15 protein-coding genes are annotated in these 12,432 nt (G+C 63.8%); 8 read left to right on the forward strand and 7 right to left on the reverse strand.

From position 1 onward, the window contains the following. Positions 1 to 32 precede the first annotated feature (32 nt). Complete coding sequence (locus ACSC1P_RS08965; protein ID WP_435359802.1) at positions 33 to 602, forward strand: hypothetical protein; 570 nt, start codon at positions 33 to 35, stop codon at positions 600 to 602. 43 nt (positions 603 to 645) lie between these two features. Continuing rightward, positions 646 to 1,956 (forward strand): MFS transporter, encoded by a 1,311-nt coding sequence (locus ACSC1P_RS08970; RefSeq protein WP_435359803.1) that lies wholly within the window; start codon positions 646 to 648, stop codon positions 1,954 to 1,956. Here ACSC1P_RS08970 and ACSC1P_RS08975 read toward each other — a convergent pair. Continuing rightward, positions 1,953 to 2,333: a hypothetical protein gene (locus tag ACSC1P_RS08975; RefSeq protein WP_435359804.1), complete on the reverse strand. Its 381-nt coding sequence runs from the start codon at positions 2,331 to 2,333 to the stop codon at positions 1,953 to 1,955. The two genes, ACSC1P_RS08970 and ACSC1P_RS08975, sit on opposite strands and share 4 nt — an antisense overlap. An 84-nt stretch (positions 2,334 to 2,417) precedes the next feature. Then, positions 2,418 to 2,795: a hypothetical protein gene (locus tag ACSC1P_RS08980; protein ID WP_435359805.1), complete on the reverse strand. Its 378-nt coding sequence runs from the start codon at positions 2,793 to 2,795 to the stop codon at positions 2,418 to 2,420. Positions 2,796 to 2,876: 81 nt separating this feature from the next. On the opposite strand from ACSC1P_RS08980, the gene ACSC1P_RS08985 reads away from it, so the two are divergent. Beyond that, complete coding sequence (locus tag ACSC1P_RS08985; RefSeq protein WP_435359806.1) at positions 2,877 to 3,479, forward strand: DUF7474 family protein; 603 nt, start codon at positions 2,877 to 2,879, stop codon at positions 3,477 to 3,479. Positions 3,480 to 3,558: 79 nt separating this feature from the next. On the opposite strand, the gene ACSC1P_RS08990 is transcribed toward ACSC1P_RS08985, so the two are convergent. Beyond that, positions 3,559 to 3,924: a hypothetical protein gene (locus tag ACSC1P_RS08990; RefSeq protein ID WP_435359807.1), complete on the reverse strand. Its 366-nt coding sequence runs from the start codon at positions 3,922 to 3,924 to the stop codon at positions 3,559 to 3,561. A 160-nt stretch (positions 3,925 to 4,084) separates the two neighbouring features. Here ACSC1P_RS08990 and ACSC1P_RS08995 point away from each other — a divergent pair, with 160 nt between their 5' ends. After that, a complete protein-coding gene (locus ACSC1P_RS08995) occupies positions 4,085 to 4,696 on the forward strand; it encodes a hypothetical protein (RefSeq protein WP_435359808.1) in 612 nt (203 codons plus the stop codon). Positions 4,697 to 4,743: 47 nt separating this feature from the next. On the opposite strand, the gene ACSC1P_RS09000 is transcribed toward ACSC1P_RS08995, so the two are convergent. Next, a complete protein-coding gene (locus ACSC1P_RS09000) occupies positions 4,744 to 5,487 on the reverse strand; it encodes a DNA polymerase sliding clamp (RefSeq protein ID WP_435359809.1) in 744 nt (247 codons plus the stop codon). A gap of 128 nt (positions 5,488 to 5,615) precedes the next feature. Next, positions 5,616 to 6,611 (reverse strand): DNA methyltransferase, encoded by a 996-nt coding sequence (locus ACSC1P_RS09005; protein WP_435359810.1) that lies wholly within the window; start codon positions 6,609 to 6,611, stop codon positions 5,616 to 5,618. Between the two features lie 460 nt (positions 6,612 to 7,071). Here ACSC1P_RS09005 and ACSC1P_RS09010 point away from each other — a divergent pair, with 460 nt between their 5' ends. Next, positions 7,072 to 7,851, forward strand: a complete 780-nt coding sequence (locus tag ACSC1P_RS09010) for a 23S rRNA (uridine(2552)-2'-O)-methyltransferase (RefSeq protein ID WP_435359811.1) — start codon at positions 7,072 to 7,074, stop codon at positions 7,849 to 7,851. Positions 7,852 to 7,892: 41 nt separating this feature from the next. Here the strand turns inward: ACSC1P_RS09010 and ACSC1P_RS09015 are convergent, their stop codons facing one another. Next, a complete protein-coding gene (locus tag ACSC1P_RS09015) occupies positions 7,893 to 8,069 on the reverse strand; it encodes a CopG family transcriptional regulator (protein ID WP_261649384.1) in 177 nt (58 codons plus the stop codon). A gap of 78 nt (positions 8,070 to 8,147) precedes the next feature. Further along, the gene (locus tag ACSC1P_RS09020) at positions 8,148 to 10,592 is read right to left on the reverse strand and encodes a twin-arginine translocase subunit TatC (protein WP_435359812.1); all 2,445 of its coding nucleotides are present in this window, start codon (positions 10,590 to 10,592) and stop codon (positions 8,148 to 8,150) included. Between the two features lie 108 nt (positions 10,593 to 10,700). Between ACSC1P_RS09020 and tatC the strand changes: the two genes are divergently transcribed. The 3 genes from tatC (at position 10,701) to ACSC1P_RS09035 (ending at position 12,403) form a co-directional block, all read left to right on the forward strand. After that, on the forward strand, positions 10,701 to 11,771 hold the full coding sequence (tatC, locus tag ACSC1P_RS09025; protein WP_435359813.1) for a twin-arginine translocase subunit TatC: 1,071 nt from the start codon (positions 10,701 to 10,703) through the stop codon (positions 11,769 to 11,771). 1 nt (position 11,772) lies between these two features. Continuing rightward, complete coding sequence (locus tag ACSC1P_RS09030) at positions 11,773 to 11,952, forward strand: hypothetical protein (RefSeq protein WP_435359814.1); 180 nt, start codon at positions 11,773 to 11,775, stop codon at positions 11,950 to 11,952. Between the two features lie 103 nt (positions 11,953 to 12,055). Next, complete coding sequence (locus ACSC1P_RS09035) at positions 12,056 to 12,403, forward strand: hypothetical protein (RefSeq protein WP_435359815.1); 348 nt, start codon at positions 12,056 to 12,058, stop codon at positions 12,401 to 12,403. The last annotated feature ends 29 nt before the right edge of the window (positions 12,404 to 12,432 follow it).

Raw genomic sequence — 12,432 nt, forward strand, 5'->3', positions numbered from 1 at the left:
CCTATTTCTTCGCAAACACGGAATCTATCCACATGAACCGGCGTGCCCTCCTCGCATCGCTCGGTGGCCTCGGTGCCGCCGGCATCGGTGGCTACTGGTACCTCCGTCGTCCGGGCTATCCGCCACTCCCCAACGACGCGAGCGGTCTCTCCTACACCGTCCGGCGGCGAGACGAGTGGCTGCTCCGAAGCGACACTGGCGAGAGTACCGGCCTCGCACTCGTCACTGACGAAGACGGTCTCTCCCGGTTTCGGACCGACTGGCAGACACCAGACGACCGCGCCTACTTCGACGCGACCGACTTTTCGACCGACTTCCTCCTCGCCGTGCAGGTAATCACGTCAGCGGATTCGACGGGTGTCAGCATCGGCAGCGTTGGGCAGACCCCGGACGGAACGGTCTGGTCGAACAGCACCGTGGCGAATCCCTCGGGGAACGACGACGCGTCTCCGCGAGGGTTCATCCTCCGTGTCGAGCGAACCGGGACACAACCGACCGGGGCGCGCCACGTCCATCGTGGTGGCAACACCGACAGCGAAATGACCGCAGGTCCGGCCAGCATCGAAGCACGCGAAGCACGCCGCGAGACGGGACGGCGGTGACCAACCGAACACCTAACCCACTTCCGCGACTCTTCGAACCTACATGGCGAGGAGCGCTAGCCAATCACCCGACTCGGACGCAGCCACCGATGGCGACGCCTTGCCGGACCACTCCCGACGCCGGGCCATGGCGACCGTCGTCCTCGTCGTCTTCTTGGACCTCGTCGGCTTCGGCATCGTCATCCCCATCCTCCCGTTCTACGTCCGGTCGTTCGCCGTCAGCGACTTCTACATCGGCCTGCTCGCCGCGTCGTACTCCATCATGCAGTTCGTCTTCGCCCCACTGCTCGGTCGACTGTCGGACCAGCACGGCCGGCGACCCGTCCTCGTCCTCTCGCTCTGTGGGAGCGTCATCGCGTGGACCGTCTTCGGCCTCGGTGGGGCACTCTGGGTGTTGTTCCTGTCGCGGATGCTCGCGGGCGCGATGGGCGGGAACATCTCGACGGCGCAGGCGTACGTCGCCGACGTGACGCCACCGGCAGAACGGGCAAAGGCACTCGGCATCCTCGGGGCGGCCTTCGGGCTGGGATTCATTTTCGGCCCGGCGCTCGGCGGCGTGTTCGCCAGCGACGCGGCCGTGACGACTGCGCGTGATATTCTGCCGAGTTTCGTCCCCGCAAACCGGTTTTCGCTCCCGAGTTTCGCCGCCGCCGGGATGTCCCTGCTCGGCGTGCTCGTCGCCCTCAAGTTCCTGCCCGAACCCGACCGCCTGCGAACCCGCGGCGAGCGACAGACGATGGTCGACCAGTTCCGGAGTGCGCTGGCCGACCCGGCGCTGCGTGGCCTCGTCATCTCCTTCTTCCTCGTTTCGGTCGCCTTCTCGGGCGTGCAGGTCGCGTTCATCCCATGGCTGGCCGATACGTTCGGGTACGGCGAGTCACAGGCCGCGCTGTTTCTGACCTACGTCGGCGTGCTGGGCGTGGTCGTCCAGGGCGGCCTCGTCGGGCGCGTCTCGAAGTGGCTCGGCGACGAGCGCATGGCGGTCACCGGCGGAACCGCGTTGGCACTCGCACTCGCAGTCATCCCGTTCGCACCCGACCTCGGAGCCCTGCTCCCGGCGGTCGGTCCGCTCGGGCCCGGTGTCGTCGGCGTCGTGCTCGTCCTGCCGCTGCTCTCGTTCGGTAACGGCCTGTTGAACGCGGCCCTCGGCGCGCTCGTCTCGAAGGCGGCCAGCGCGGAGCGACAGGGCAGTGCCTTCGGCGTGACACAGGGTGCGGGGAGTCTGGGCCGGACGGTCGGTCCGCCCGCCATGGCCGGGCTGTACGCCTTCGCGTTTCACTGGGTCCCGTTCGTCGTCGGTGGTCTGCTACTCGTCCCAGTCCTCGGACTGCTGGCCGCGCTCGTCCGGGATTAACGGTGCGCTGGCGGGAAGCGTGGCGACTGATACTCGATGGAGAACGCGGCGAGGAAGAGCGAGAGCGCCGCGACCGCGAGCGCCGGCGCAGGGGCGATTGGTCCGGAAGCAGCGTAGAAGATCGACTCGAGCAAGAGACTCGAGAGCAACGCGAAGCCGAGGAAGGTAAACGAGAGTGTGAGCAACGAGCGTGTCTGTCCGACCACCGGTGTCCGTCCGACACCGAACAGGACCAAGGCCGCCGCGGCGGCGAGGACGAACCCTGTCGGAATCGTGATGTCCAGCCAGCCGAGCCACCCCGACCCGTACCGAACGGTGGGAGCGAGTGGGCAGAGACTCAGACCAACACCGATGACCACTGACGGCCGGTGGCGCATACCGGTCTCTCTCACTGGACTGGCATATACGTTCCTTTAGAGAAATCGTCACGTTTCCCGACGCCGCGATTCGCCACGCTTCGCTCAGCAGTCGATGTCGAACGCGAGGACACCACGACGGGTGCCGATTGACCACGCAGCGTAGAAACAGACGAGGGTCGGGCCGACCAGCAAGAACTGCAACGGACTGATGTCGGGTGTCGCGGGACCGAAGACGACCGCCCCGACCAGCGCGGCGAGCGTCCCGATGCCCGCGACGAGGAACGACCCGACCAGCCGCGTGCGCTGGCTCCAGGGTCCGGCGTCGAGGCCGACCGAGACGAACCCGAGGCCAGCGATGGCCGTGACCACCAAGGCGAGACCGCGAGGGCCGAGCAGTGCGTCGACACCGAAGCCGACCGCGAAGACCACCGGCGTCACGATGGAGAGCGTACCGACGATGAGGGGGAGCGGGCGGCGCATATGTGAGGCTTCGTCCACACCGAAATAAAAGTCTCGGCCGGAACGGTACACTCTTTGGCGCGCAAATCCGTGCTTCGACTCGTGGCGCGTCACTTCGAGTACCCCTGTCCGGACTGTCGGAGCACGAACGACCTCCACGACCCGGACTGCGAGTTCGCCGGTGTCGAGTGGCACACGGTCGAGAAAGCCTACGCAGACGTTCTCGCCGTCCTGACCAGCGGCGTCAAGAGCGAAGACGAAGTCCGCGACGCCGTCGCCGCGTTCGCCGAGTGGGACCACCTCCACAACGAGGCGCTGTCGTACCTCCAGCGCGTCCAGCGCGTCGAGAAGCCGAACGGGCGCGACCGCCTCGAACTACTGGACCCCGACGAGTACCGCGAGCGACTGTCGACGCCGCAGTACGAGCCCATCAGGACCGTCTACGAGAAAGGCTCGGTGCCGGGCTGTCACGACAACAGCGTGTTCGCCCTCGTCGCCTACTACGAGATGGTGGGCCTGACGTGGCCCGAGACGCGCGAACACGTCGTCCAGTGGCTCCACGACTCTGGGACCTGGCAACGCGGCGGCTTCGAAGAAGAGACGCCCGAAGACCTCGTCAACTCGAAGCGACACGTGTACGAAGCCGGCTACGGCTGGAAACAGGCGGCGCGGGAGTCGAAGGCCGTCATCGACCGGCAGTTGTAGGATTGCTTTCTGGAAGGCGACGAACGCTGGTTCTTCCTGCGTATCAGACGAATAGCAGACGCACGGAGAGCGGAAGGAGTCAGCGAGTCCACTCGCTACTGGCGCTCTCGTACCGCCGCAGCGAGTCGCCCAGAACGACGAGTCCCGAGAGAGTCAGTATCCCGGCCAGCAGCACGACGAGGTCCGACGAGACGGTGCTGCTGTCTCCTAACTGCATACCGAAGAACCCAATCCAGAGGAGTGATTTCCCACCCCAGAGTCCGGCCTGCTTTCGAGTCCGGACACCAGACCAGTACCTGTAGGCGGTGACGAGGGCGATGGCGGTCCAGAGGAGAATCAGCGAGATGGAACCGGCTGGACTCACTAGCCACTCCCCGAACACGGTCACGGCGTCGACGACGACACCAGTGACTGATTGCAGGACTGGTCCTGAGACTCGGCGCATATCCCCAATCAAAGTTGACAGAACAAAAACTAGTTCCCAACCGTGGTGCGATGCACTCGTCTCGGCCGAACCGAATAGCGGCCTCGCGTGGCTGATTCAGTCAGACCGACTTGACCGAACTGCACAGAAGACACTTGTAACAGTAAGAAAACAGACGTGTATGCAGACGCCCTCCAGACGCGCCCTCCTCGCCCTCTCGGCGTCGACCCTTATCGCGGGCTGCTTCGAATCGAGTCTCGGCGACGACGAACGCGACGACCCCGCCACCACGACGACGAGGTCGGCAACCGAGCAGACGACATCACGGCCGACGACTAGCACTACGACGACCAACACTACGACGACGACCACACCCACCGCCGTGGTCGACTGTGAACCGAAAGACCTCCCGACACCACAACCCACAGTCGACGGGGAGTTCGACCCGAAACCGTACCCCGAGAAGCCGGCCGAACTGACCGAACAGACTGTCGTCTCCTTCGTCACCGAGTACGAGATAGCCCGAGCGTGGAACCGAATCCTCGAAGCGCACGAAGACACCGAGTATCTGGGGGTCGGGACGGTCCTCGAAACGCGCCACAAACGAACCAACGGTGGCCACCTCGTCGTGTTCCAGATATCGACCGGCTACGAGACGGGACACAGCGACGTCGACGGGTTCTACGTAGTCGGCTACTTCGTCACCGAGTCCGTGGTCAAACGGCGGAGTGGACTCGACCACCGAGAGGGGGTGACGGTCGACGAACTGACCGACGTGTTGCAGTGCGGGTAGGAAGACGGAGAAAGGAAGAAAGAACGCGTCGGTGAACGTCGTCGCGCTCAGTCGCTCTGGATACGCGGCGCGAGGACGAACATGACCGAGCCCTGTCCCTCGGCGATGTCGAAGCCGATCTTGACGGGGTACTCCTCGCCGAGTTCGAGCGTGACCTCGGCGTCCTTCGGGATGGCCTTGTCCATGTCCTTCAGGTAGTCGAGGCTGAACAGCGAGCGCGCCTCACCGGCTTCGAGCGCGATGAGGTCGCCTTCGTCGAGTTCGAGGTGGACGTCGTCGGTGTCGCCCTCGGCGTTGACGTAGAACGTGCCCGCGTCGGGGTCGACGCCGAGTGCGATGTGGTCGGAGACCATGTCAGCGGCCTTGACGGCGCGGTTGATGTCCTTGCCCTCGACGGTGACGTGGGCGGGGAGGTCGAGGTCCGGGATGTCCGGCTCCTTTCGGATGGAGTCCGGGTCGATGAGCGCGAGGGTGTACTCCAGCCCGTCGATCTGGATGTGGAGCTTTCGCGTCTCTTCGTCGAGTTCGAGTTCGACGAGCTGGCCGGAGTCGGCCATGCCGGCGATGTCTTCCAGTCGGGAGAGGTTGACGCCGATGATGCCGCCGTCTGCCTCGTAGGACTCGAACGCGGCGGCCGACAGTCGCAGGTCGACCATGCCGACGCTGGCGGGGTCGACGGCTCGAATCTCCAGCCCGTCGTCGTTCAGGTGGATCTTACACTCGTCCACCAGGACGCTCACGGAATCGAGCGTCGTCTTGAGCGTGTCCGCGCTCACGATGGCCTTGAACATGATAGGTGTCGCTACGAAATCGTGCCCTAAAAAGACACCCTTTCATCCGCGTGCGCAGGCGACGCGCGAGGCGATGTGTGAGTCCGTGTCACCGGCTGCTGGAGCCCCCGACAACAGCCAATGGCGACCTACTCGTTCCGAAAGACGAGGATGTTCTGGTGGACCATCGACGGGACGAACGAGAACGGGTAGCCGTAGACGTGGAGGTCCTTCGACGGGTCGTACCAGACGAGGTTGGCCTTCATCGTGTAGCCCACGTCGACGAGGCGGGCCGCGAGTTCCGACGACAGCATGTGGTAGGACTGCTCGCGGTACATGTCGCCGATGAAGACGACGACGTAGCCGTTCTCTTTCACAACGCGGCGAAACTGTTCGAACTTCGCCGCCATGTCGTCCAACCAGTCCTCTTTGGTCTGGAGGTCGTCGGCGTCGAAGCCGTCGAGTTTGCTCTCTCGCGTCTCCTTCTCGTTTCGAGTTTGCTCGACCTTGTCCATGTCCCAGTAAGGAACGTCGGTGCAGAGGAGGTCGATTTGGCCTTCTTCGAGCTCGTCGACCAGTTCGGCGCAGTCGCCGTGACGCATGTCCTGCCCGGCGAGTGCGCCCTCACCACGGGCCTCGCGCTCTGCGTTTTCCTGCTCCAGTACCTCGTGGTACAGGTCGACCCACTCCTGCGTTCGCTCGAAGCCGATGGCCTCGCGCAGGCCGGTTCCTTCGTACTCTGCGAGACTAGCTCCATGCAACGTCCCGCCGACGCCAGCGAACGGGTCCAACACGAGGTCGCCCGCCTTGCTGAATCGCTGAACGATGTCGAGACAGAGTCGCGGTGGCTTCTGCCCGCCGTGTTCGCTCCGCAACTCGTGCTGGAAGTCCGGCGGGTACTGCTCGGGGATGACCGACTTCGTGGCGAACTTCCACTCGCGCCCAGTCAGGTCGTTCACCCGGTTTCGCTCGTCGTAGATGCCCCGCCCTTCGACGTGTCGCTGGTGGTCCGCCAGTTCGCCCGTGTCGACGACCTCGCCGTCTTCGACGGGGAGCGAGTCGTCCTTTGCGCGTTCCTCGTCGAAGTCGCCCTCGTCGGTCGTGAAGAGCCGACTCTGTCTGTGGTCGGCGGGGTCGTCGGTCATCTCGCGTTGGTTGGTTGCCGTGTCGTTTGAATGTAGGTGCCATCGGTTTCGTTTTGAGTGGGCTCTGTTTGTGGTGACATCGTCGTATTTCGTGGTTGTCGGGTTTCAGTAGTTCAGTGTTGGTCTGATTTCAGTAGGCAGCGTCGGCTGGTTCGACGAGCAGGTCACTATCGCCGACGGAACGTGACCGCACCGCAACACACCGCAGCCACACCCTCCCCACCCGATTGCGCTCCTCGCGTCACTCCGCTCCGCTCCGTTCGCTGTGGTGCTCATCCCTCGCGCGATGCTGGCTCGCGGCTTGCAGCACGCTCGCCAGCGCGCGCCAGAGTGTTCGTGTAGTCGTCGTCGCACCACGCGAGTCCAGCAGCCAGTTCCCCGCCAGAGAACGCCTCACACGGTCACGGACGGATTGCGACACCCCTAACCGACTCCGCCGTGTACGGACCGTCAATCGACTATGGCACGCAAGGACCAATGGTACAACAGGGCGAAACAGCAGGGCTATCGGACCCGTGCCTCGTTCAAGCTGAAGCAACTCGACGAGCGAGAGGGACTGTTCGGCCCCGGTAACACCGTGGTCGACCTCGGGGCGGCCCCCGGCGGCTGGATGCAGGTCGCTGCCGAAGAGGTCGGCGAGGGCGGCACCGTCATCGGCGTCGACTTCCAGCGAATCCGTGATTTCGACACCGAGTACGACGCCGCCATCGAGACCGTCAAGGGCGACATGACCGAGCAGAAGACGAAAGACCGCGTCAAGGAAGTCGCTGGCGGCGAGGTCGACGTGGTCCTCTCGGACATGGCGCCGAACATGACCGGCGAGTACAGCCTCGACCACGCTCGCTCGGTCTACCTCGCGCGGCAGGCGTTCGAGACGGCACTCGACGTGCTCGACACCGGCGGCGACTTCGCCGTAAAGGTGTTCCAGGGCCCGGACGTGGACGACTTCCGCGAGGACATGAAGCAGGAGTTCCAGTACGTCCGGACCACCACGCCGAAGGCCTCGCGTGACGAGTCCTCCGAGACGTACCTCATCGCCAAGCACCGTCTCACCGCGCCGGTCCGCGAGGGCGACGTGGTCGAGGTCACGGTCCACGACGTGGGCAGCGAAGGCGACGGCGTCGCCAAAATCGACGGTTACACGCTGTTCGTCGACGGCGCTGAGAAGGGCGACACGCTCGACGTGCGCGTGACTGGACTCAAGCCGCGCTTCGGCTTCGCGGAACCGGCTGACGACTGAGGTACGGCCTCTGGGACTCGATTTCTGCGGCTTTCTCCACCTCAGCTATCGTCGTCCAGTCGGTCGTGTCTGGCGTCGATTTCGTCGAGGATATCCAGATTCTTGCGGATGGACGAGCGAATCGCGTCGCTCCGATTGACGAACTTTCCGTCGTCGCCGACGTGGTCGTCGAGGTCGTCGAGGAGTTCCTGTGGAATCTCGACGCTTATCTTGGGCATACCTGAAGATGGGCAGGAGAATAGTAAATAGCTTCTCGGTACCGGCGACGTGCGAAAACGGTGAAACGAACGGTCAGCTCAGGCCGCTTCTTCCGGCTCTGGACCGCCACCGCCGCCGCCGCGGAGCCGCCACGGGAACGTCAGTAGCCGGAGGACCAACAAGCCGAGCAGGTACGCCAGTGCTACCGGAATCGCCATGATGAGCATCGTGAGGACGCCCGACGGCGTGAGGATGGCTGCCAGTCCGAAGATGAGGACGACGACGACCTTCCAGTACTGAATCTGCTGTTCGTAGCGGATGATGCCGCCGCGGTGGAACAACAACATCGTGAGCGGGATGTCGAGGAAGAACCCGATGCCCGCCGTGGTGAAGAAGATGAGCCAGAAGAAACTGTTCAGGCGGTAGGAGATGATCATCTCGGCCTGAATCGCGTCCTGAACGAGGTACGAGATGATGGCTGGTGCGACGTAGAAGAAGCCGAGGAAGCTCCCCACGACGAACCCGACGAGCAACACGACGCCCCAGACGAGGAACGTCGAGTTGTTCCCGCTCGACACGATGCCACGCTCTTTCAGCGCGGGCCACGCGTAGTAGAGCAGTATGGGCAGGGTCGCGACGGCGGCCAGCAGCGTACTGATTTTGACCTCGAAGATGAGCGCCTCGACGGGGTGGAGTGCGACGATGAGGCCGACCTCACTCGGGCCACCCATGCCGGCGACGACCTTTCCGTACGGGAGCGACCCGGCGATAGAGCCGGCGGTCGTCGGACCGCTGCTGGCGGCCTGTGACCCACCGGGCATGATGCCCATCGCGTCGGCGAGCGGCTGGCCGGCCCTGAAGAACTCCTCGAAGCCGACTGCGGCCGGGTCACCGCGGACTTCGGGCGGGATACGAGAGATGAAGTTCCGCTTGATTTCACCGAGTCCGCCGCCGTAGAGCCAGGCGAACGTACCGAACAGCGTCAACATGAACACCGCGACGATGCGGAAGAACTTGGACGTGAGCGACTGCAGGATGAACGCGATGTCGTAGTAGTAGCCGCCGATGTCGTCCTCCGTCGTCTCCTCTTCGGTGAACGGGTTGAGCATGCCGGCAGCGGTCCGAGACATCACGTTACCGGACTCTTCTGCGCCCGCTTCGGGGCCGTCGTCCATACCCATCGACGCGGGGTCAGCGAGCGATTTCCCGCTGCTGGCGGCGGCCTCGGCCTGCTCCTGCTCCTCCTTGATGGCGACGGCCGCGTCGAAACGGTCGAGGATGGCCTGTGCCTTGTCGGAGTTGTCGTTGTCCATCGCCTTACGGGCGTGCTTGAGCGCCTCGTTCTCCGACATCTCGAAGAACACCTCGTTCGGTGCGGCCTTCACGCCCTCCGAGTCGAGCGTGTCGAGGTCGATGTCGGTCGGGTCACCGATGCGTCCACCGCGTGGGACGGTCGGCTGGCGGAGGACTCGCGCCGCGTAGGCGACGAGGACAACCAGTCCGACGAGGATCGCCACGTAGCCCGCGACGATGAACTGGTTGAGGATCGTCGGGTCAGTCGTCGGCGCGAATTGCCAGACAGTCAGGTCTGCTGGCCGGTACGCCGCCGGGACGTTGGCGATTACGTACCGGTTCACGTAGCGCAGTCCTTCGACGGCGAAGAAGCCGTACGCCGCGACGAGCGCGAGGCCGATGAGCAGGAAGTACTGGTAGATGCGTTTCTTCAGCAGGCCGGAGTCGGCCCCGCTCTCACCAGCACGGTGGAGGTTCGTCACCATCTTCGACAGCGCCAGACTGAGAACGTACAGGCAGATGAGCGGAATCGCCCACATAATCTGCGTGAACGGGTCCGGCGGCGAGAACACCGCCCCGAAGACGAAGATGAGCACGAACGCGTAGCGCCAGTTCTTCCGGAAGAACTCGTACGGGACGATTTCGGTGTACGAGAGCGTCGACATCACGAGCGGTAACTGCGCTGCCAGCCCGAACGAGAGCGTCAACAGCAGGATGAACTGCGTCCACTTCGTGATGTCGTAGCTGGGTTTGATGGACGCGTTGATGGCGTTCGTCGCCAGGAACTGGAACATGAACGGGAAGAAGACGACGTACGCGTAGATGACGCCGAGAACGAACAGGAAGATACCGAGCGCCGACATTCCGACGATTTGGAAGCGCGATATCGGCGTCTCTGGGTTGAACCCGCGACGCATCAACGACTCCCGGCCGAAGTAGAGTAACACTGGGAGTGCGAAGACGATACCGACGAACAACCCGATCTTGAACTGTAACAGGATGACGTCGAAGGGTGTTCGGGCGATGATGTCGACCTGCGAGGCGACCTCCTGCGACATCCGTTGCTGGGTGTTGTTCCGGAGGAAGTCCCAGACGTAGAGCCGCAGGGCATAGATCGTCCCCATCAGGCCGATGAGGAACGCGATGAATACTTTTTGGAGGTGCAACTGCAGCTGACGAAGCATCACGCCGAGGGTTTCTCGCCCCGAGTTGATGGTCCGGGCAGTGTCCTCACCGACGACCGAACTCATAATTGGATGCCGTGACGTACCAACCTCGTCAACATCAATCTTCTTCTCCGGAGACGAGGCCCAGGTAAGAAAAAGGTCTATAACGAGGCGCGCGTCTATTTCGGATAGATGGCGGACGAGTCTGAAGAGTCCGGTCTCTCGAAGGTCGACGACGAGGAGTCACAGCCCCGGGACCCGGAGGCCGAACCGGAACGGCGCGAGGACGCCACCCGCGAAACACCTAGTAGCGGGGAGAACGCGGGCGAGGAGTGGGACCCAGTCGGTCCCCACGAGACCGCCCCAGACGACATTGGCGTCCCGAGAGCCGACGCTGACGGGGGCGAAGACATCCCCGTTGGTCACGCCGCGGGCGCGGCGCGCCCCGGGGCCGAGCCAGCACTCGAAGAAGAACCAGACACGTTCCCCGACGCAGAGGAACCAGACACGTTCCCCGACGCAGAGGAGATCGAGTACGAGACGCCGCCGGACGACGAAGAAATGCCGCTCGCGGTCCACATCGAAGAGATGGTCCGCCGCCTCGGCATCGTCATCATCGCGGCGGCGGCGGCGACCGCGATCGCGATTCCGCTCTCCGAGCAACTCATCACGGCGATGTGGTTCGGGACGCTCCCCTCCGCCGGGGAACTCACCCGCCCGCACGTCTACTCGCCGCTCGAATTCGTCCTCACGAAGATCAAGGTCGCGAGCCTCGCGGGCATCATCGTCGCCCTGCCACTGTTCGTCTACGAGACCTACCTGTTCATGCGGCCCGGGCTGTATCCGAAAGAGCGCAAGTACTACCTCGCCTCTGTCCCGACGAGTCTCGTCCTCGCAGTCGCGGGGATGTCGTTCGCGTACTTCCTCGTGTTGCCCGCGCTGTTCGAGTACTTCCTCTACTACACCCAGGGCTCTGCACAGGTCGCGTTCGCACTCTCCGATACGTTCAACCTCATCATCACGCTGATGGCGTTCCAGGCCATCGTCTTCCAGATTCCGCTGTTCATGATGCTCGCCATCATGATGGGCGTGACGAGCAGGCGCTGGCTCGAGTCGAAGCGCCTGCTGTTCTGGGGGGCGTTCGTGGCCATCGCGTTCGTCTTCGCGCCGGACCCGACCGGGATGGCACCTATCGTCATCGCCGTCTCGATGATCGTCCTGTTCGAGGGCACGCTGTTGCTCCTGCGCTGGACGGGCCGCTGAGATGGAGGGCTTCGGGACCCTCGGCGACGAACCGATCCGGCACGTTCTTACGTGGTTACTGTTGTTCGTTCCAGCCGCAGTCCTCGTCCCCGATCCGACTGGGACGACGACGGTGGTGCTGTGGGTCGCCTGCTGTCTCGCGTTCGAGGGTCTGACGACGGCGACGACCGTTCTTCGCTGAGACGATTTCTGGGCACGCAGGACTACTTTTCTCTGTACTCGACGACTGGAAGCCAACCCGGTTAGGCCAGGAAATCATACTGGTTAGGCATAAACGTCATACAATGACTCGGTTCGCTCTGCACGCACCCACCTTCGACGGAACCACCGCGGCTGACTGGACCCGGCCGGGGCCTGGCGACTTCGCGACCGACGACCTCGCGGAGATAGACGACCACTTCCTGTTGTCGGAGACGGGCTTTCCACCGATCGAGTTCGGCGACCTCCACTGTCCCGTCGTCGACCCCGAGGGGAACCTGAACCGAGAGGCACTCGAACGGGTCAGTTCGGCCGAGGACGGTGTCGAGAGCGTCGACGGTGCGAACGAAGACTTGTGCGCTATCGTCTTCGAACTCACCGAGATGCTCGACCGGAAGTACTTCTCGGAGGAACCGTCGCCCGCTCCTCGGTGACGAAGACAGTCTCGTCGGGCGAACCGCCA

The organism is Haloarchaeobius caseinilyticus (assembly GCF_051207395.1).
Lineage (GTDB): Archaea > Halobacteriota > Halobacteria > Halobacteriales > Natrialbaceae > Haloarchaeobius.